Source organism: Porticoccus sp., assembly GCA_023261185.1.
Classification (GTDB): domain Bacteria; phylum Pseudomonadota; class Gammaproteobacteria; order Pseudomonadales; family Porticoccaceae; genus Porticoccus; species Porticoccus litoralis.
Window position 1 is genome coordinate 20,754 of record JALRJN010000062.1, and the last position, 20,778, is coordinate 41,531.

14 protein-coding genes and 1 tRNA gene are annotated in these 20,778 nt (G+C 53.1%); 3 read left to right on the forward strand and 12 right to left on the reverse strand.

Annotated features, from left to right (window positions below; genetic code table 11):
* Window positions 1–3: 3 nt before the first annotated feature.
* From rbfA to ACYZYZ_RS05715, 5 genes are all read right to left on the reverse strand, one after another.
* On the reverse strand, window positions 4–402 hold the full coding sequence (rbfA, locus tag ACYZYZ_RS05695; RefSeq protein WP_305171065.1) for a 30S ribosome-binding factor RbfA: 399 nt from the start codon (window positions 400–402) through the stop codon (window positions 4–6).
* A 45-nt stretch (window positions 403–447) separates the two neighbouring features.
* Window positions 448–3,018, reverse strand: a complete 2,571-nt coding sequence (gene infB / locus ACYZYZ_RS05700; protein WP_461483571.1) for a translation initiation factor IF-2 — start codon at window positions 3,016–3,018, stop codon at window positions 448–450.
* Between the two features lie 29 nt (window positions 3,019–3,047).
* A complete protein-coding gene (gene nusA / locus ACYZYZ_RS05705; protein ID WP_305171063.1) occupies window positions 3,048–4,538 on the reverse strand; it encodes a transcription termination factor NusA in 1,491 nt (496 codons plus the stop codon).
* 22 nt (window positions 4,539–4,560) lie between these two features.
* Complete coding sequence (gene rimP / locus ACYZYZ_RS05710; protein WP_461483572.1) at window positions 4,561–5,019, reverse strand: ribosome maturation factor RimP; 459 nt, start codon at window positions 5,017–5,019, stop codon at window positions 4,561–4,563.
* Between the two features lie 151 nt (window positions 5,020–5,170).
* Window positions 5,171–5,247: transfer RNA gene (locus ACYZYZ_RS05715), tRNA-Met, on the reverse strand.
* A 235-nt stretch (window positions 5,248–5,482) separates the two neighbouring features.
* Here ACYZYZ_RS05715 and cptA point away from each other — a divergent pair.
* Entirely contained in the window at window positions 5,483–7,231 is a 1,749-nt protein-coding gene (cptA, locus tag ACYZYZ_RS05720; RefSeq protein WP_461483573.1) for a phosphoethanolamine transferase CptA, read from the forward strand.
* A 47-nt stretch (window positions 7,232–7,278) separates the two neighbouring features.
* Here the strand turns inward: cptA and ACYZYZ_RS05725 are convergent, their stop codons facing one another.
* Both ACYZYZ_RS05725 and pedF read right to left on the reverse strand, forming a co-directional pair.
* Window positions 7,279–8,139 (reverse strand): substrate-binding periplasmic protein, encoded by an 861-nt coding sequence (locus ACYZYZ_RS05725; RefSeq protein ID WP_461483574.1) that lies wholly within the window; start codon window positions 8,137–8,139, stop codon window positions 7,279–7,281.
* A 9-nt stretch (window positions 8,140–8,148) separates the two neighbouring features.
* Window positions 8,149–8,580, reverse strand: a complete 432-nt coding sequence (gene pedF, locus ACYZYZ_RS05730) for a cytochrome c-550 PedF (protein ID WP_461483575.1) — start codon at window positions 8,578–8,580, stop codon at window positions 8,149–8,151.
* 298 nt (window positions 8,581–8,878) lie between these two features.
* Between pedF and ACYZYZ_RS05735 the strand changes: the two genes are divergently transcribed.
* Window positions 8,879–9,550 carry a LuxR C-terminal-related transcriptional regulator gene (locus ACYZYZ_RS05735; protein WP_461483576.1) on the forward strand — a complete coding sequence of 224 codons (672 nt, stop codon included), beginning with the start codon at window positions 8,879–8,881 and terminating at the stop codon, window positions 9,548–9,550.
* Between the two features lie 20 nt (window positions 9,551–9,570).
* Here ACYZYZ_RS05735 and ACYZYZ_RS05740 read toward each other — a convergent pair whose 3' ends face one another.
* The 5 genes from ACYZYZ_RS05740 to ACYZYZ_RS05760 all read right to left on the reverse strand — a co-directional run bounded on the left by ACYZYZ_RS05740 (window position 9,571) and on the right by ACYZYZ_RS05760 (window position 19,410).
* Window positions 9,571–12,243: a NahK/ErcS family hybrid sensor histidine kinase/response regulator gene (locus ACYZYZ_RS05740; protein WP_461483577.1), complete on the reverse strand. Its 2,673-nt coding sequence runs from the start codon at window positions 12,241–12,243 to the stop codon at window positions 9,571–9,573.
* The gene (gene nosP / locus ACYZYZ_RS05745) at window positions 12,236–13,381 is read right to left on the reverse strand and encodes a nitric oxide-sensing protein NosP (protein ID WP_461483578.1); all 1,146 of its coding nucleotides are present in this window, start codon (window positions 13,379–13,381) and stop codon (window positions 12,236–12,238) included. Before nosP ends, ACYZYZ_RS05740 begins: the two co-directional genes overlap by 8 nt.
* Before the next feature lie 160 nt (window positions 13,382–13,541).
* A complete protein-coding gene (gene exaC, locus ACYZYZ_RS05750; RefSeq protein ID WP_461483579.1) occupies window positions 13,542–15,062 on the reverse strand; it encodes an acetaldehyde dehydrogenase ExaC in 1,521 nt (506 codons plus the stop codon).
* 272 nt (window positions 15,063–15,334) lie between these two features.
* Window positions 15,335–17,479, reverse strand: a complete 2,145-nt coding sequence (locus ACYZYZ_RS05755; RefSeq protein WP_461483580.1) for a 4Fe-4S binding protein — start codon at window positions 17,477–17,479, stop codon at window positions 15,335–15,337.
* 146 nt (window positions 17,480–17,625) lie between these two features.
* A complete protein-coding gene (locus ACYZYZ_RS05760; RefSeq protein ID WP_461483581.1) occupies window positions 17,626–19,410 on the reverse strand; it encodes a PQQ-dependent methanol/ethanol family dehydrogenase in 1,785 nt (594 codons plus the stop codon).
* A 378-nt stretch (window positions 19,411–19,788) separates the two neighbouring features.
* Here ACYZYZ_RS05760 and ACYZYZ_RS05765 point away from each other — a divergent pair.
* Window positions 19,789–20,778, forward strand: a 990-nt coding sequence (locus tag ACYZYZ_RS05765; RefSeq protein ID WP_461483582.1) for an agmatine deiminase family protein, incomplete at its 3' end; no start/stop codon positions are given.

Below are 20,778 nucleotides of genomic sequence, written 5' to 3' on the forward strand. Positions count from 1 at the left end.
TGGTTATTCCTCCCCGGAAGAATCCGGGTCGCGGTGTCGTTGTTTATCGCTGTTCACGGCGTACTCAATCAGTGCCGATAATTCCTGGCCGCGTTTACCGCTGAGGTCATAGATAAAACGCAATCGCGGGGTCACCCGCAACTGCATACGCTTGGCGATTTGGGAACGCAAGAAACCGGCTGCACCGTTGAGCAACTCGGCGGCTGCCTCGCTCTCTTGTGCTGACTCGGCACCCACCAGATTCACAAACACTTTGGCACTGGACAGGTCACGACTGACCTCGACGGCAGTGATGTTGACCATCCCCAACCTCGGGTCGCGCATTTCATCGCGAATCAGCTGTGCCAACTCCCGTTGAAGCGCATCGGCAACCCTGTCATTACGGGTAAATTCTCTGGGCATAAAATCAGTCGACCTGAAGTTACCGGTTAGCGACTACGGCAACCGTTAAAGTTGGCGCGCCACTTCCTTGATGTCATAGACCTCAATCTGGTCGCCATTCTTGATATCGTTGTAATCTTTAACACCGATACCACACTCCATGCCGTTACGTACTTCGTTCACATCGTCTTTAAAGCGGCGTAGAGACTCGAGTTCACCTTCATAAATGACCACGTTATCCCGCAACACACGGATTGGCTTGTTGCGATAGACAGTGCCCTCGATCACCATACAGCCAGCCACGGAGCCAAACTTGGGCGAACGGAATACATCGCGCACTTCTGCAATACCGACAATCTCTTCCCGTTTCTCCGGAGCCAACAGACCACTCAACGCCTGCTTCACATCATCGAGCAGGTTGTAGATAACACTGTAGTAACGAAGGTCAACATCTTCTTCTTCCGCCAGCTGACGGGCAGCGTTATCAGCACGCACGTTAAAGCCAATCACGGCGGCGCCTGTTGTAATCGCCAGGTTAATGTCGGATTCATTGATTCCACCAACACCTGAACCGACCACATTGACTTCCACTTCGTCAGTGCCGATATCGGCCAACGCTGAGAGAATCGCCTCCAGGGAACCACGCACATCGGTCTTCACCAGCACCTGCATGACACCTTTTTCTTGCGCTTCGAAGGTGGCAAACATGTTTTCCAGTTTCGATGCCTGCTGACGTGTCACTTTTTCCTGGCGCGCTTTTTCCTGGCGCATTTGCGCCAGTTCGCGGGCCTTGCGCTCATCTTCAACCACCAGGAATTCCTCACCGGCGGCGGGAGGCACATCCAGACCGAGAATTTCCACCGGGATAGATGGTCCGGCTTCCGTAGCAGGGCGGCCAGCTTCATCAGACATCGCACGAATTCTGCCAACACTCTCACCAGCCAACACCAGATCACCCTTGCGCAGGGTTCCCGCCTGAACCAGCGCCGTTGCCACCGCGCCGCGGCCTTTTTCAAGGCGAGACTCAACGATCACACCTTTACCCGGGCCGCTTCTCTGGGCGGTCAATTCCAGCAGTTCTGCCTGCAGCAATACCGCATCCAGCAAGTCGTCAATGCCCTCACCGGTGTGGGCAGAGACTTTCACAAACTGTACGTCACCGCCCCACTCTTCAGGGATCACATCTTTAGTAGCCAGCTCATTGATGACCCGATCAGGATCAGCGGCTTCCTTATCAATCTTGTTAATCGCCACCACAATAGGCACACCGGCAGCCCGGGAATGCTGAATGGCTTCCTCGGTTTGTGGCATCACACCATCATCGGCGGCCACTACCAGGATGACTACGTCGGTGCTCTTGGCACCACGGGCACGCATGGCCGTAAAAGCGGCGTGGCCAGGGGTGTCGAGGAATGTCACGGTACCCTTGGGAGTATCTACGTGGTAGGCACCGATGTGCTGGGTAATCCCCCCCGCTTCCCCAGAGGCCACTCGGCTTTCACGGATGTGGTCCAGCAATGAGGTCTTACCATGGTCGACGTGTCCCATGACCGTTACCACAGGTGGGCGAGGCTCAAGATTTTCTTCTACTTCCGCCTGCAGGGCCCTGATCATCTTCAGCTCAGCCTCTTCCTCAGAGACTGCTACCGGGGTGTGACCCAGCTCTTCAACCACCAGAATAGCGGTATCCTGATCAATCGCCTGATTGATCGTGGCCATGGTGCCCATCTTCATCAATTCTTTTACGACAACAGCGGCTTTCACATTCATGCGCTGCGCCAGTTCACCCACCGATATTTCTTCTGGCACCTCTACTTCGTGGATGATTTTGTCTGTGGGCTTCTTGAATTTGTGCTTGTTCTCAACCCTGATAGGAACCGGTGTCGCAGAGCGCAGGCGTGGTTTTTTCTGGTCGGCGGTGTCGTCAGACTCGTCCACCACAGCCTTCAGGATATCTTCTTTCTTGCGTTTCGGGTCCTTGATAGCGCCCCGCTTCTTGGCCTTTTTGGGCGCCTCCTCAGAATCGTCGGCTTCGTCACCTTCTCTGACGTGCTTTTTAACGTGCTTGTGGGCGTCAGTAACCACAGGTTCTACCGCGGGCTCAACGGCCTCAGGCTTCGACTTCCCTTCCTGCTTTTCTTCCACAGCAGCTGCTTCCTGCTGTTTGCGTGCAGCTTCTTCCTCAGCCTTCTGGCGCGCTTCTTCCTCTGCCTTGCGACGGGCTTCGATAGCAGCCTGACGCTGCAGTTCCACATCATCAACAACGCGGCTGACAGGGGCCTCTACAGCCGCCGGTGCTTCCTGCCCTGCATCTGTTTCGGATTTTTCTTCTGCAACCTCTTCCATATCACGTTTCACGTAGGTGCGTTTTTTGCGCACTTCTACATTCACGGTCTTGCGTCCCGCACCGGTTTTCAGGGTACTTACGGTCTTACGCTTTAACGTGATTTTTTTCGGTTCGCGGGTTTGCTCGCCGTGCAACCCTTTCAGGTATGCCAGCAACTTCTGTTTTTCCTCATCGCTGACAGGTGCGTCAGGAGAGTTGTGGGGCAAACCTGCCTCCTGCATTTGACTCAGCAGGCGGTCGACGGATGCTCCGACAACCTTGGCAAGTTCGCTTACAGTGACTTCAGCCATCAGTGTTCCTCGATTTTCCGCCGTATCGTTTAGTGGTCGCCCTCATCGGCGAACCAGGGTGCCCGTGCTGTCATAATCAGTTCAGCGGCGCGTGCCTCATCGATATCAGCAATATCCAGCAGGTCTTCTACTCCCTGCTCAGCCAGATCTTCCATGGTCACCACACCCCGGGCAGCCAGTGTGTGAGCCAATTCATCATCCATCCCTTCCATGGAAAGCAGGTCTTCTGCCGGCTCCGAAACCTCTTCCTCAGAGGCCAGCGCCATAGTCAGCAGTGCATCTTTGGCGCGGGCACGAAGCTCTTCGGCAACGTCCTCATCAAAACCTTCGATGCCCGCCAGCTCTTCCAACGGGACATAGGCCACTTCTTCTACGGAAGTAAAGCCTTCTTCCACAAGCACCATACCCACGTCTTCATCCACATCGAGACGCTTCATGAAGGTAGATACCAGTGAACTGGATTCTTCCTGTTGCTTGCTTTCCGCTTCGTCGGTGGTCATCACGTTGATTTTCCAACCAGTCAGCTCGGATGCAAGACGGACATTCTGTCCATTGCGGCCAATGGCCATGGCCAAGGATTCTTCTGCCACGGCTACATCCATGGAGCGGGTTTCCTCGTCCACAATAATGGACTCGACTTCTGCCGGGGCCATAGCGTTAATCACCAGCTGTGCCGGGTTGTCGTCCCACAGCACAATATCGATTCGCTCGCCGTCGAGCTCATTGGATACCGCCTGAACACGCGCACCGCGCATACCCACACAGGCTCCCACGGGATCGATGCGGCCATCATTGGTCTTCACCGCAATCTTGGCACGGGAACCGGGGTCACGAGCTGCCCCACGAATCTCAATCACCTGCTCGGCCACTTCCGGCACTTCGATGCTGAACAGTTCAATCAGCATTTCCTTGCACTTACGGCTCAGATAAAGCTGCGGACCACGACTCTCGGAATTGATTTCCTTGAGAATGGCGCGAACCCTGTCGTTGATACGAAAGACTTCGCGGCCAACCAGTTCTTCGCGGGGCATCACTGCCTCGGCATTGTTGCCAAGATCCACAATAATGTTTTCACGGGTCACTTTTTTGACAGTGCCGCTAATCAGGCTACCCACCTGGTCGCGGTATTGCTCCACCACCAGAGCACGCTCGGCATCGCGAACTTTCTGCACGATGACCTGCTTGGCCGTTTGGGCAGCGATGCGACCAAAACCGATGTTCTCCACCTGCTCTTCAAAAACGTCACCAGCTTTGAGTGCCGGGTCTTTTTCGTGAGCCTCTTCCAAGGTGAACTGGGTGCCTAATTCCGCGAGGGTGTCGTCATCCATCACTTCCCACCAACGGAAAGATTCGTAATCGCCGGTATCGCGGTCGATGACGACACGGATGTTTGCATCTTCGTCATAGCGCTTTTTGGTCGCCGTGGCCAGGGCCTGTTCGATGGCCTCAAAAATCACGTCCCGGGAAACACCTTTCTCATTGGAAACGGCTTCCACTACCATCAAAATTTCTTTGTTCATTCAGTCAGCCTCACAATCGCCCTCAAAATCGGGGTACGACATTTGCCTTTTCAACGCTATCCACAGGAAACAGGTACTCGTGATCATCGACGACCAACAGAATATACTCTCCCTCAACACCATTCAGGCGACCCTTGAATTTTCGCCTGCCTTCGTAGGGGAAGCGCAGCTTAAGTGCCACCTCTTCACCGACATACCTTTGGAACTGCTCCAAATTGTAAAGGGGCCGCTCCAGACCCGGGGATGAAACCTCCAGGGTATATTCTCCACTGATGGGATCTTCAACATCCATTAGACTGCTGACCTGGCGACTGACTTTTTCACAGTCCTCAACCGTCACGCCTTCCTCAGCCCGATCAATGTAAATACGCAGCAGTGCCGAGCGCCCTGACGACAAGTATTCCAACCCCCAAAACTCACAGCCCAGGGCTTCCACCACCGGGGCGATCATTGCTTTGAGCGTTTCCTCTTTTGTCGCCACGGCAACCTCATGATTTCACAATCAAAAAATGGGCACACGGCCCACTTCATACTGCTTTTTTGGTACCTAACAAAAGGCCCCTAAGAAGGGGCCTTTTGACAGCGCCTAAAGCTGGCGCCCGGTATCAGCAACATTCGCTGACACCCATAATTGGTAGCGGGGGCAGGATTTGAACCTACGACCTTCGGGTTATGAGCCCGACGAGCTACCAGGCTGCTCCACCCCGCATCAAACTGCATGGCTTTTCAGCCGTGGAGACTGAGCAAGTCTCCTGCACCCACCAGGTCATAACTCCTAGTTTCGCCCGAAGCCTCCAATTGGCTGCTTCAAGGGCCGTGAATTATAGGGATGCCCCCACATGCGGTCAAGGACAATCACGCCTATCAAGCCTCTTTACTTAAGATTGTGTTAAGAGTGCGTTCGTATAGTGGGCTGCAAATCTGACAGACCTTTGGATTCAGCCATGCGACACGTTGCGACCAAACATCCCATACTCTGGGCTTACCTGTTTGTAGCCTTATTTTCTCTCAGCTACCAACTCCCGATCTATGCAACCGGCATGTCCGGATTCCCCGGTTTACGTGACGTGTTTTTAGCCAGCTTTGCCTGGCTGATACCGATGTTTCTGGTGCCCCGCTATAGCCGCATATGGCTGGCACTGGCGGGGCTCATCATCTGGCCGGCAGCCCTGGTCTCGTTATTTTACTTTGTCATTTACGGGCAGGAGTTTTCCCAGAGCGCCATCTTTATTGCTTTTGAGTCCAATGTCGCTGAAGGCAGCGAGTTCATTCTTTCCTACTGGAAATGGTGGTTCACCCTCTTGCTGATCGGCTTTAGCGCCATTCCCGTTTGGATGTGGCGACAGACCCAACCCCTTCAGATGAGCCGCCGTGCACGTATGACCTACGCAATAGTGTTCACCCTGATCGCTTTCTGGCCGTTTATTGGCACCGTGCTGTTTGATCCCGGCAAAACAGTACACAACGCCCTGGAGCATCAGCTGGCCAGGGTCGAACCATCCGCCCCCTGGAACCTGGTTGTGGGTTACACCAAATACCGAGAACAGATGGCTGGTATGGAAGAACTGCTGGCCCAGAACCGGGAGGTGAAACCACTGCAGCACCTAGCCACTGATAGTGACAAAGTGTTGCCGGAAACAGTGGTACTGGTTATTGGTGAATCCACCAACCGCCAGCGTATGAGTCTATATGGCTATGAGCGCCAGACCACACCACGTCTCGACGCCCTACGCAATGCCGGTGATTTGCTGGTGTACCAGGATATTGTCACCCCCCGTCCCTATACCATTGAAGCGCTTCAGCAAATTCTTTCATTTGCCGACTCAAAGCACCCGGAACGCTTTTTTACCCAACCGACACTTATCAATATGATGAAACAGGCGGGCTACGACATCACCTGGATCACCAACCAGCAGACTCAAACCCGCCGCAACACCATGCTCACCACCTTTTCCCAGCTGGCAGATCACCAGGTATACCTGAACAACAACCGGGAACAGAATGCCAGCCAGTATGACAGCGCAGTGCTGGAGCCCTTTACCGAAGCACTCAACACGTCTGCCGCGAAGAAGTTAATCATTGTGCATTTGCTCGGCACCCACCGCGCATACCACTACCGCTACCCGCAGGAAGAAGCGGTATTCAGCGGCCGGGAAGATGTCCCCGAATGGATTACCCCGGAACTGATGGATGAGTACAACAGTTATGACGACGCCATTCTCTTTAACGACAAGGTGGTCTCGACGCTGATCGACGATACCCGCCAGAAAGGTGGCAACAGCCTGCTGGTGTATTTTTCCGATCACGGCGAAGAGGTCTACGATAACCCGGACGAACTGTTTACCGGCCGCAATGAAGGTGATCCTTCCTCGGCTATGTACACTGTTCCTTTTATTGTCTGGGCCTCCCCGGAGTTCAGACAACAGCGGGATATGGCATCATGGCGGGCAGCTGAAAACCGCCCCTACTCCAACGCCTACTTCATCAACACCTTTGCAGAAATGGTGGGGCTGAGCTTTGACGAACTCGATCACAGTGCCAGCCTGATTTCTGATCATTACCGGCCAATGCCTCGATGGATTGGCGATCCGAACGATCCCGGCTCGCTGCGTGATTACAGCAGTATCGAAGACAGCGAGAACCAGCTACAGGTGGTTAAAAGACATGAAGAGGAGTCTATCAAAGCGCTCTAATGGCGCTTTGATCAGGAAGAGATGAATAAAGTGACTGAGATTGAGTATCAGGGCGCAGGCTTGGCCGGCAATTCGTAACTGACCTGATACTCATTGAAAAGCGGCGCCATCTGTCCACCATCGATCATGGCCATCACCGCGTCATCCACTTTGTTGGTCAGCTCCGGAAAGGTAGCTTTAACAGCAATGCCGATATCCCAGGCGCGGCGGGGCCAGCTAACGATGCTTTCATCGGAGATAGCAAACTTCTGGCTATCCATCTGCCTATCTAAGTCGTCACCCGAAGCCTTTACAGACCATTCCACCTGACTGCGCATACCGGCAACCGCATCAATCTCGCCCTTTTTCAAGGCGCTCACCGCCTCATCGATGGATAAAAAGTGCGTCACCTGCTCGACCAGGCGGCCGCGCAGTGCTGTGGTGAGGGTCAGGTCTGGAACACTGTCTACTTCAACGCCAACCTTGTGGTACATAAATGGTGCCAGGTTGACCAGCTCAGCCAGTTTTTCCGTGTTCCGCGCTACCGTCCATCGCTCTTTGTGATAGGGGGCAACAATACTGACCTTGTCATTATCGTAATTGATGTCGTAGGGAACGCGCAGCATGATATCTGCAACGCCACCACCCATGTAATGACCCTTCCACACGGCATTGCGCAGGTCATCATCCAGGGTTTCATCCGCGGTCAGCCAAAACCAGGCTGGCTGCACACCCAACTGCTCAGCAATCTTTTTGCCGACTTCAACGTCGATCCCCGCTGGCGAGCCTTTTTCCAGATAGGAATAGGGCGGAAAGTCCCGGTACACGGCGATACGTAGAAAACCAGTTTCCTGGATATCCTCCAGTGATCTCGCCTCAACAGAAACTACCGCAAATAGCAGAAGAAAAACCGCTAACAGGGACTTCATAGCCACCCCTTACAAGTCAGGATCGTATTGGGTTTCCAACCAGGCACGGATGGCCCAGAGCGCTTCCTGACTGAGGACTCCCTCAAAGGACGGCATATAGGGAATACCATTGCGGGTGGCACCGTGGCGTACCCTGTAGGTAAACCACTCGTCGCCATCGATACCGGGCTCCAACTTGCGCAGATCCGGGGCGATGCCACCGGAAATGGCTTCAAGGCCATGACAACGAGCACAGTTCTGGTTATAGCCAGAAGCGCCAATCTCGATGGCAAGATCATTGCCGGAATATGGATTTTCCTCTCGCCACTCCTCTCCCAGAGGCTCCAGGCCACTGGCATCAACAGCCTGCGGGGTCACATCACCGTGGGCAAAGACAGAACTGCTTGCAGACATCAGCAAGCCCCAGGCCCCGACGGCCAGGGCAAATGATTTGTAACTCATAACTCGTACCCTCAAAAATGATTCTGGCCTTTTTATACAGGCTCAAATTAACTATAGGAGACTCTGATAGCAAAGATAATAGATTCACCTTTTGCGGGATATCTGACTTAGGTATGAGTCCGTTAGGCATTTCGTTCCATACTTTCGATGGAGATCGCTAGACTAAAGTAGGTCAAACAAACCATTGCCCTATTGCTCTCAGTCGGAGACCATTTATCTGTGCTTGTGGGCATGCTGTCGATACCATGCCCACATGCTAGACTTATGGGCAAACAGGCCACTTTAGGCGGGCATAAAAATGTATGAAATACTTGTAGCAGATGATCACCCCCTCTACCGGGAAGCCATCATCAGCGTCATTCAACATTCATTTCCCGATGCGATAACCCACGAAGCTGAAGATTTTGATGCGGCGCTGAAAATTGTCGAACAAAACGATCAGCTGGACCTGATCCTGCTCGACCTGAACATGCCGGGAATGACAGACCTCAATGGGCTCATTCACCTACGCAATGAAGCGCCCGATATTCCCGTGGCGATCATTTCGGCAGAAGACAACCGGGATGTCGTGCTGCGCTCTGTTACCTATGGCGCGGTGGGGTTTATCAGCAAAGTTGCCAGTGGTGAAAACATTGGCGATGCCATTAAAAAGATCATGGCCGGACAGGTTTATCTGCCATCCGACATTGTTCGCAATACCAAAGCCACTTCACGGCCTGCACCGGAAGAACCCCAGGCATTTGACACCAAGCAAATTTCTTCCCTGACCCGACGCCAACTGCTAGTGCTGGAAAGACTGTCCAAAGGTGAATCCAACAAGCAGATTGCCTATGAGCTGAATATTGCTGAAACCACGGTAAAAACCCATGTGTCAGCTATTCTCAGCAAGCTGAATGTGCACAACCGCATGCAGGCCGTTCTCTGTGCCAGCAAGATCAACTTTGATCAATACCTGCATCGCCAGCACTGAGCCTCGAAATAACTTCCGAACTAAATGGATTTTTTGGGAGCGCCCTGAAACAGGTGCTGCAACATCACTTTTAACTTGTGAAGCTTGATGGGTTTGTTCAGCAGATGGTACCCGGACTTCCTGACCTTCTGTTTCAATTCCTGTGAGTAGTTCGCGGTAATCATCAGCGTGGGAACCGCCTGCCCTAACTGCTGGTGCAGGGCCTCCACCGCATCAATACCCGTTGCGCCATCATCTAAGTGATAGTCGGCAATAAACAGGTCAGGCATAGCCTCGCGCAACGCTTCCACATCTATATCATCGAGACCGGTGGCCGTCATTACCTCACACCCCCACCCCTGCAACAGCACTTCCATACCCTGGCAAATACTGACATCGTTATCGATAACAAGAATGCGCTTACCCTGGAGGGCACTGCCCTGCTCTTCCGGGTGAGTGGATACCCTGGCAGGCGTTGGAACCTGACGTTCGCCATAGGGCACCAGAATAGAGAACACGGACCCCCGCCCAGGCTCGGAATGGACATCTACCGGGTGCCCGAGAATGCGAGAAATCTTATCGACAATCGCCAGCCCCAACCCAAGGCCATTAGTGCTTCGACGTTTGTTGGAAGGCAGCCGCTTGAACTCCAGAAAAATTTCTTCCAGCTGCTCTGCGGGAATGCCAATACCGGAATCCCAGACCTGCATCAGCAACCCCTCGGGGCGACGCCGACAACCCAGCAGGATATCGCCGCTGTCGGTGTAGCGGATGGCATTAGAAAGGAAGTTTCTCAATATCCGCGCCAGCAGCTGACGGTCGGTGAGAATGGTCACTGACGAAGGCACAAAACGGAAATTAAGCTGACTTCTCTCCGCCTGCTGGTGGAATTCATTGGCCAGATTCTCCAGCATCACACCACAGTCAAAGGGTGCCAGGTCTGGCGTGACCACACCGGCATCCAGCTTGGAAATATCAATCAGGGTGCTGACCAGGCTCTCCACATCTGCCATGGAGTAATTCAGAGATTCCAATAACTTGCTGGCGCCGTCTGGCAACTGGTATTCCTGTAGGGCACTGGCAAATAATTTAGCGGCACTCATGGGCTGCAGCAGATCATGGCTGACGGCCGCCAGGAATTTAGTCTTGGCAATATTGGCAATTTCCGCCTCACGCTTGGCCTCAAACAGCCGGGTTTCAGCCTCTTGACGCTCCGTCACCTCCAGGCGCAACTGCTGGTTCAGCTCGGTCAATTCCTTGGTGCGTTCAAGCACCCGCTTTTCCATGTGTCGATACGCCTGATTGAGTGCCTCGGAGGTCAGTCGTTGCTGGGTGACGTCCTGCTCCAGGGCAAAGAAACCGGCCACCTGACCATTGCTGTCAAAATTGGGCACATAGGTTTTCAGAACGTATTTACTGCCACCAGGCAATTGCTGCTCAATTTCAAACACCACGCGCTGGCCGCCCAAGGTTCGCTCCAGGTATTCCCTGTGGCGTGCAAACTCTTCCGGGCCCAGCAATTGCGCCATGGATTTCTGATCAATCTCATCCCGGGATTGCTTGAACCATTCCTCAAAGGCACGGTTGGTAAAGTTGTAATTGAGGTCCCTGTCGATATAGGAAATCAGCGCCGGCATGGCATCGGTCACCAGGCGAATGCGATGCTCACTGGCCCGCAGTGCCTCTTCATACTGGCGCTGTTCGGTGATATCCGTATAGGTCACTACGATCGCCCCGGTACCGGTATTGTGGCTTTCGATTTCCATAATGGTGCCGTTATCCAGCGCCTGTTCGAGACGGATATCCACCTGCCTCAAGGCGAGCCGTTGTACGGTTCTTGGGTCCACACGCCCCAGAGCCAACAGCGTTTGCAATGAGACGCCCTGCTCTGCCAAGTCAGGGGATATGCCTGCCAGAGATATAAACTGCTCATTCCAGGCTTCCAATTGGTGTTCGCTGTTGAACAGCGCCACACCCTGCGACAGGTGGTCCAGGGTTGACTGGAGAATTTTTGATTTTTCTGCCAGCGCTCTTTCCCGCTTGGCTTCTTCACTGCGTTTAATGGCCGTGATATCGGTGAAAATCATCACCAGGCCACCCTCGCGGGACGGCCGCTCGGTGGCCTGCATCCAGCGACCATCCGTGAGACGGAAAATACCCAAGGTGGAAATCTCACTGCGACTGGTGAGTTTTTCTGATTGCGAGGTGGAGTAATCGATAATGCCTGACTTGAAGATTTTCTTCTGCATTTCCGGCATAGACATGCCATCAATACCTGCTAGCCCTGCGTTTTCCCAGAGCTGATAAAACGCGGTATTGGCCAGCACGAAAATCCGCTGTTGATCGAACAGCACAAAGGCATCGGAGATACTTTCAATAGCATCGATCAGCAGCTGGTGTTTCTGCTCGGCCTCATTCTTCGCATGGAACAGATCCTGATTGACCCGCTCCAGATCTTTCAACGCCTGTTGTAACTGCTGGGTGCGTTCTTTGACCTTTTCAGACAGCACCACGGCACTTTCAAAGCTGGCATAGGCGCCGTTGTCATTTGCCAGGCCCCGCTCAATTCGCTCAATCAAAACCCGGTTAATTTTCTTTAATTTTTCATTTTCGCGCAGCAGCGATTCCATACTCGGCGGATCATCGCTACCGGCTCTCACAGACACAGGAGGCTGCTGGGCCTGTATTTGCATTTTTCCGGAACGGTTAGCCATTGGGCATACCTATCGCCACACCGGAAAAGGTCTGATTCACATGCCGGCCGTTATATTGCTCGCCGTAAGCATCAAAACCGATCACGTTGTAATCCTTGAGGAGAGCGGAAATATCATCGCGAATATCCAGCTGATCAATTTCAAGCTGGCGAAAAATACATTCGCAGGCAATCACCAGCTGCGGCTGTCCGACCTTTTTTTTCAGCTCTTCCAGAGTTTGCTTCAGGTGTTCGACAATATTTCCCCGCTGACAGGTAGACAGCACTACCCCCTCATCAATAGCACAGAAAAATGACAGGCTGAGGTCGTCGTTCACCTTCTGCAGGGAACGAACATGGAACTGATCGTGCAATTTCACCCCGATGGGGTTTAGGGCGAAGGTGTTGATACTCAAATCTTCAATCGGCACACCCACCACCTGGGAGTATTCCAGGGCAGCAGGTTCGGCGTTGAGCTCAAGTACGACTCTCTCCTCCGCATCGGCTGCGGTCACCACCAGTTTATTGTCTTCCGGCGTGAGGTGATGGGTGGAGTACACCTCAAAGGGGCAATCGGTGTTGACCAGAATAATCACGGCCGCATTGCGGTAGAAACGGTCACCGCAGAACACCTGGGTATCCTTGAAAAACAGATCATCCCCGGCAGAGCCTCCCACTAGTGGAATATCCCCCAGGGAATCATTGAGGCTCTTGAGTACCAACTCTTCCCGGATGGAAAGACCATCGAGTAGCGAAAAAGCAAAGCTGTGCCCCTGCACAGGAAGCAATGCCTTTTGATTAAAGTTGAGCATCACCTGCTGTAACAGGGCGCTGGTGTCTGAAAAGGAAAAATGGTGCAGATTTTCGATCAGCGCCGCTTCCACGGCAAAGTGGGCTTTGGGGAGACTGAACCCGGTAATGCTGCCCTTGCAGGTACCCAGGGGCGTAATTTCTCCGGCGGTGGTACAGCCAATCAACATGGTGTCGCCAAAACGTCTCTTTAACGCCTCAGCCAGAGCCGGCAGATCGTATTCCACAGAACAGAAGAAAATTACACACTCGGTCTGCTCCTGATAGAGGCCTTCATACAGCTCGTCGGCCACCACCTCCGGGTCATGGCTCAACGAATAGTGCCTGCGAATGACGTCGGCATTCGTCATGGATTTACTCCACAGATGCTCTAATAGTTATCACCCCCAGTCTAATTCATCAGTCCCCTTGAAGCATAGGCAGCATCCACCCGATACAGTTCACAAATAAAAAGTGCTTAAACCCTCGCGAGAGGATTTAAGCACCAAGAGGTGGAAGAAAATCAACAGCTTAGAAAAAACCTAGGGGATTAATATCGTAACTCACTAACAAATTCTTGGTTTGCTGGTAGTGATCCAGCATCATCTTGTGGTTCTCGCGACCCACACCGGACTTCTTGTAACCGCCGAAAGCAGCGTGTGCGGGATACATGTGATAACAGTTGGTCCACACACGGCCCGCCTGAATACCACGCCCCATGCGGTAAGCGCGATTGATGTCGCGGGTCCAGACACCTGCTCCCAGACCAAACTCGGTGTCATTGGCAATGGCCAGTGCTTCCGCTTCGTCTTTAAAGGTAGTGATACCGAGGGTGGGTCCAAAAATTTCTTCCTGGAACACACGCATGGTGTTGTCACCTTTCAACAGCGTGGGCTGAACGTAATAGCCGCCTGCAAGGTCACCACCGAGCATGTTGCGTTTGCCGCCCATCAGGAACTCTGCATTTTCTGACTTGGCGACATCCATATAGGAGAGGACCTTATCCAATTGCTCCTGGGATGCCTGGGCACCAACCATGGTATCGGTATCCAACGGGTTGCCCTGGATAATCTGTCCGGCACGGGCTAGCACACGCTCGATAAACTCTTCGTAAATGCTCTCTTGCACCAGAACACGTGACGGGCAGGTACAGACTTCACCCTGGTTGAAGAAGCCCAGCAACAGACCTTCAACGCACTTGCTGATAAAGCTCTCTTCCTGCTGCAGTACGTCTTCAAAATAGATGTTGGGGGATTTGCCGCCCAGCTCGACTGTGGAAGGAATAATGTTTTTCGCCGCATATTCCATGATCTTGGCACCGACCGGGGTAGAACCGGTGAAAGCGATCTTGGCAATGCGGGTATTGGTCGCCAATGCGGCACCGGCTTCGGCACCGAAACCGTTGACCACGTTGACCACGCCGGGTGGCAGCAGGTCACCAATGGTTTCCATCAGTACCAGAATAGAAGCAGGGGTTTGCTCTGCGGGCTTCATCACTACGCAGTTACCAGCTGCCAGTGCAGGTGCCAGTTTCCAGGCTGCCATCAACAGCGGGAAATTCCAGGGAATGATCTGGCCAACTACACCCAGCGGCTCGTGGAAATGGTACGCCGCAGTATGCTCATCCAACTCAGCAGCAGTACCTTCCTGCGCACGGATACAGGCCGCAAAGTAGCGGAAATGATCCACCACCAGGGGAATGTCGGCGTTCAGCGTTTCACGCACGCTCTTGCCATTATCCCAGGTTTCAGCCACAGCCAGTTTGTCCAGGTTCTGCTCGATACGGTCAGCGATTTTCAGCAGAAGATTGGAGCGCACAGTAACAGAGGATTTTCCCCAGGCGTCTTTTGCTGCGTGAGCGGCATCCAGTGCCGTTTCAATGTCCGCAGCTGAGGAGCGTGCGACTTCACAAAATACCTTACCCGTGACTGGCGAGGCATTTTCAAAATATTTGCCTTCTTTGGGCGCTACCCACTCACCCCCAATATAGTTCTCGTAACGAGACTTAAAAGAGACTGCAGCACCTTCGGTTCCCGGTTGCGCATAAATCATGACTCACTCCTAACCATGTTCGTTTAATCTGTGTTTATCAGCGGCGTTCCAGAATGGAACAAATTGTGCCGGTTATTATCTGCGGGCTTTATCAGTGCCTGTGTTGCTAAATCGCTTTTTCAGAATCGCCCTTAGTGACCAATAATAGACTCGGGTGGAAAACTTAATATTCTACTTTGGGGTCGAGAAAGCAGGTCTTTAGTAGGAGGCCTGAAGCAACGCCTTAACAGCTAATTTTTCGAGGCTTTTCGGGCGCCCTGGAGAACTCGGTTTTATTGTTTTAAATCAATAACCTGAACAATATTCTCGGTTGACTGGCCACGTTTTTTTTGGTTGATCAACGGGGGACACAAATCATCATTGTTGTAATAAACAATGCACTCCAGGCACTGTATACATTCGTTGTAATCCACCTTGCCCTGCGGGGTGATCGCAGCAATTTCACATTTGTGTTTACAGAGCTGACAGGGACTGCCGCACTCACTGCGTCGGGTCAGCCATTCAAAGCGATGGAACCACCCCAGTATTGCCAGCCCAGCACCCAGGGGACACAGGTAGCGGCAGTAGGCCTTGTGCACAAATAGGCTCAGCACCAGCAAACCCACGGCGTAAAGAACGAACGGCCAGGAACGAACGAACACCAGGGTAATCGCTGTTTTGAACGGCTCCACTTCTGACAGTATTTCCGCCGCCGTCAACGAGTAGAAGGAGATACCCACCAGAAGTATCAGCACCACATATTTCACCAACCACAAACGGGTATGTACGCGGTAGGAAATTTTCCACTGGCGTATATTGAGTTTTTTGGCGATACAGCTGGCCATTTCCTGCAACACACCGAACGGGCAGAGCCAGCCGCAAAACAGACCACGGCCAATGATGAAGAGAGAAATAAAGACATAGATCCAGAGAATGAACAGCATCGGATCGATCAGATAATCTGACCAGCGGAAGCCGGAAATCATCGCCTGGAATATGGTGAAAATATTCACCACCGACAGCTGCCCCTGGGCGTACCACCCGATGAAAATCAGGGTAAACCAGAGAAAGCCCCAACGCAGGCGGTGAAAGAGTTTCGGGTAACGGCTGAGTCGGTGCTGGAAGACCATAATAGCCGTCAACAACACCAGGCTCAGAGACAACACTACCACCTCCCAGAAACGCCCCTTCCAGATAATCACCCAGGGCGCATCACGCTTCAGCTCATCGTCGACATTCTCGTTGTAGACAAAGAATGTGGCTGGCAACTGGTAGTTGGAGGGAAATGAAGCACTCAACGTTTCAAATAACATGCCCCGGGAACGGCTGACAACCAGTGACAGCTCCCACGGTGCGCCGGGATCAAAGTCCGACTGGGATTTGATGCGGAAAATTTTGCTGGTGTCGAAGTTGCCCATATAGGGAGAGTTGACTTCGTCATAGTCATAGAAATTCATATCGCGAATTTCGATGGGCAGTTCCTGCTGGTGAACCGCGAGACGATCCGGCACAGAACCGGGCACAAAGTCCTCGCCGACAAAGCTGTAATCACCGTCGGCCATCACTGCTACCGCGTGATTGCCCGGCCCCAGCTCCCTAAGCAACCGCGCGTAGTCGGTTTCCCCGAGCAGGTTCTTGCCAATATCGGGCACGTTCAGGTAGCAGTAATAAAATTCGATAAAGATGCCATCGCCATTTTCATCAGCGACGTCGTTGAGGTTTTCGACGGCGGTGCCAGCAAATGCGGCGGCCACCTCATCGTGAGCAATACGTACATGCTGGATATAGCCGCGCTGCAACATCTCGTCCCAACTCAGGGGATGAAATTCCCCGGTTTTGACGGTGGCAATCGCCCTCGGCTCGAAACCTTCCAGGGTTTCACGGGCCACCTTCAGCGCGGACAGCAAAACTGTTTCGTTAACGGCAACCACAGAGGCGGTCGCCTTGGTAATGCCATCGATATAAACATTGGCCCCCGCCCGCTGTTTACCGACCTTGATATTGTCGGCCACAGAAAGCCCTTTGTACTGCTGCAAAAATTCCAGCAGAGGCGGTTCGCCGAGGCCGTGGAGAAAGATGGGTTCATGGTGCTTGAGCAACTTGACCCCTTTGAAAATGCCCTGGGTATCGATACCCACGAGCACATTGACAACCTCACCGGAAAAACCGGGAATCGCCACAAAATCATTGGATTCGAAGAGATAGCCGAGTAATGCCGCACCGCGGAACACCGGCCAGATACCCAGTGCGGTGTCTTTTTCACCCAGTTCACTGGCGGTGGGAAATAAGTCTCGCCAGCTTTCTGTCGCCTGCCAATTGGCACGCAATTCCTGGCTTTCCTCGTCGGGTGCCGCATGTACTGTAAACGCTGACAGAAGGGCGAAGATCAACAGCCCGGTCAGCCATAGTGTGTGTGCCAACCCATTTTTCGCGAACATCCGTTCAATCCTTACCATCGCAGCAACCAGCGTGCGTATTTATTATCGGAATTCAGGTGGTAATGATTCGGCTTCTTAAGCCGTCAGGCAGACATCGGCCCGATGCACAAAGTACACCGGGCCTTTGCCACTACTGCTACGGAGAATCAGGATTTAGGCAGTTTAAAGGCCCAAACAGTGCCGCCCTGGTTCAGGTAGTTGACGCGTTTGGCCACATCACCACCCCACAGAGGTACAGCACCACCCCAACCGGAGATAACGGCTACATACTGCTCACCGTCCTGTTCCCAGGTGATCGGGGAGCCAACGATGCCGGAACCAGTCTGGAACTTGTACAGCACCTTACCGGAGTTGGCGTCGAGGCCATACAGGTAACCCTCAGGCGTACCGGTGAACACCAGACCACCGGCAGTGGTCAGCACACCACCCCAAAGAGGCGCGTTGTTTTTGAATTCCCACTTGATCTCACCGGTTTTTGGATCAATGGCTTTCAGAGAACCAATGTGATCTTCAAAAATGGGCTTGATAGTGAAGCCGGCACCCAGGTAAGCGGCACCTTTCTTGTAGGAAATGGGCTCGTTCCAGATATCCATACCCCACTCGTTGGAGGGCACATAGAACAGGCCGGTGTCTTTGCTGAAGGCCATCGGCATCCAGTTTTTACCACCGAGGAAAGACGGAATGGCAAATACAGACTTACCTTTTTTGCCATCTTCGCTTTCAGCCGGGTTACCGGGACGATTTTCAGGCATCCAGATTGGCGCGCCTTTGTCATCCAGGCCGCTGGCCCAGTTGATGTTTTTCACGAAGGGAATACCGCGGATGAAGTCGCCATTGGTGCGATTCAGCACGTAGAAATAACCGTTGCGGTCAGCGGTAGCCGCAGCCTTCACAGTTTTTCCGCCATCCTTGTAGTCGAAAGGAATCAGCTCGTTGACGCCATCGTAGTCCCAGCCATCGTGGGGCGTGGTCTGGAAGTGCCAGGCGATTTTACCGGTATCGGCATCAATCGCGACGCGGGAAGACGTGTAGAGGTTGTTGCCTGGACGGGTGTGGGAGTTCCACGGTGCCGGGTTACCAGTACCCACATAAATCAGGTTGGTTTCCGGATCATAAGTACCACCGTTCCAGGTTGCACCACCGCCCTGCTTCCAGAGATCGCCAGGCCAGGTTTTACCGGCTTCACCACCGGTAATGCCGTTTTCCTTGCCGTTCAGGTAGCCCATGTGGCCTTCGATAACCGGGCGGGTCCAGACCAGCTCACCAGTTTTCGCGTTGCGGGCATCAACCTTACCGATGATACCGAATTCGCCACCGGAAACACCGGTAACCACCATGCCTTTAATGATCTGAGGTGCGGAGGTGAAAGAATAACCGGCTTTGTAGTCGGCAATTTTCTCTTTCCACACAACCTTGCCAGTTTTACGGTCCAAGGCCACCAGCTTGGCGTCCAGGGTGCCGAAAATCACCAGGTTGTCATACAGAGCAGCACCACGGTTAATCACGTCACAGCAGGGCATGATGTTGTCGGGAAGACGCGCATCGTACTGCCACAGCTCCTCACCAGTGACACTGTCAATGGCAAACAAACGGGAATAGGAACCGGTAATGTACATCACGCCGTCTTTCACCAGAGGCTGTGATTCCTGACCGCGCTGCTTCTCGCCACCGAGGGAAAATGCCCAGGCGGGACGCAATTCTTTAACGTTAGTTTTGTCGAGTTTTTTCAGCGGACTATAGCGCTGGGCTTTGGGGCCAAGGCCGTAGCTCACCACATCATTGGTGGTCGCCTGGTCATTAAGAATGTCGGCATCCGTTACCGGACTGAATGATGCAGCCTGAGCGCCAACTGCTACAGCACTGAACAGCGCCGCAGCCAGCGTTGAGTATGCGAACTGCTTATAGTTCGGTCTATGATTACGCAATTTCATCTCTAGAGCTCCTGTTTCTCTTATCTTTCTCAAATGCTTTTTATGCTTAGGCGCGATTATTTAAGTCCCCACACCATTTCTTATCTGGGAAACTAAATAATTTGAAAGTTAGGATTTCCCATACGACCAAGTATCTGCCTGCATATGGCTGCCAACAATGACACTTGGGAATGAACTAAGCTCGTCAATAAGTAGGACGACACCGACTGGATAAGAGGGTCAAATTTTTATCAAAACGAGTCGCCAGGCACCCATAATCACTCTTGACCGCAAAACTAAGCATAGCCCACCCACAGGAAAAGGACGGGTAAAACGAACCACCACAAAGACGGCGAATATGGTAGATTGCCGGCGTTTTCACGGAGATAAAGACCAGAGATGACCGCACCGAAAATTCGCTTGCCCGCGGAGTGGGAACCACAGGATGCCATCCAGCTTACCTGGCCCCACAAAGATACTGACTGGCAGCCCTTGCTGCCGGAAGTCATTCCCGTTTACGAGCGACTGGTTCAGCTACTGACGACCAGGGGCCATGTGATTATTGGTGCCCCGGCAAATGAAATTGAGCCCATACAGCAGCGGCTTGCCGCCCTGGGCGTGCCTGAGGAAAAACTGCACCTCTACCCGGTAGTGTCTGATGACACCTGGGCCAGGGATCACGGCCCAATTACCGTTGCAGAAGGCGATACCCTCTGTTTGCTGGATTACCAGTTCAATGGCTGGGGTGAGAAATACGCCTTTCAGCAGGACAACCGCATTACCGGGGAATTGTTTCGCCAGGGAGCTTTCCCCGGTGCAACCCTGCAACCAAAAACCCTGGTATTAGAGGGCGGTTCCATCGAAAGCGATGGTGAGGGCACGTTGCTCACCACAGCTGCCTGTTTGCTGAACCCCAATCGTAATCCCTCTCTGAGCCGTGAGGAGATTGAGCAACAACTATGCGCTGATCTCGGCGTCCGCAAAATCAACTGGCTGCACCACGGTGCCATGGAAGGTGACGACACCGATTGCCATATCGACACCCTCGCCCGGCTCTGCCCGAACAACGTCATTGTTTATCAAGCCTGCGATGATGAATCCGACAGTCACTATGCTCAACTGCAACAGATGGCCGAAGAGCTGCAAGCCCTGACCTGCGCCAGCGGACAACCCTACCAACTGGTGCCCATGCCATGGCCCTCGGCAAAATACGACGAGGATGGTCACCGATTGCCAGCCACATACGCCAACTTCCTGATTTTCAACGGCATGGTGATCGTTCCCACCTACCGGGATGCCAATGACGAAGCAGCCTTGGCACAAATGGCAACTGCCTTCCCGGGCTACGACATTCAGGGGCTTGATTGCCTGCCCATAATCCACCAGCAT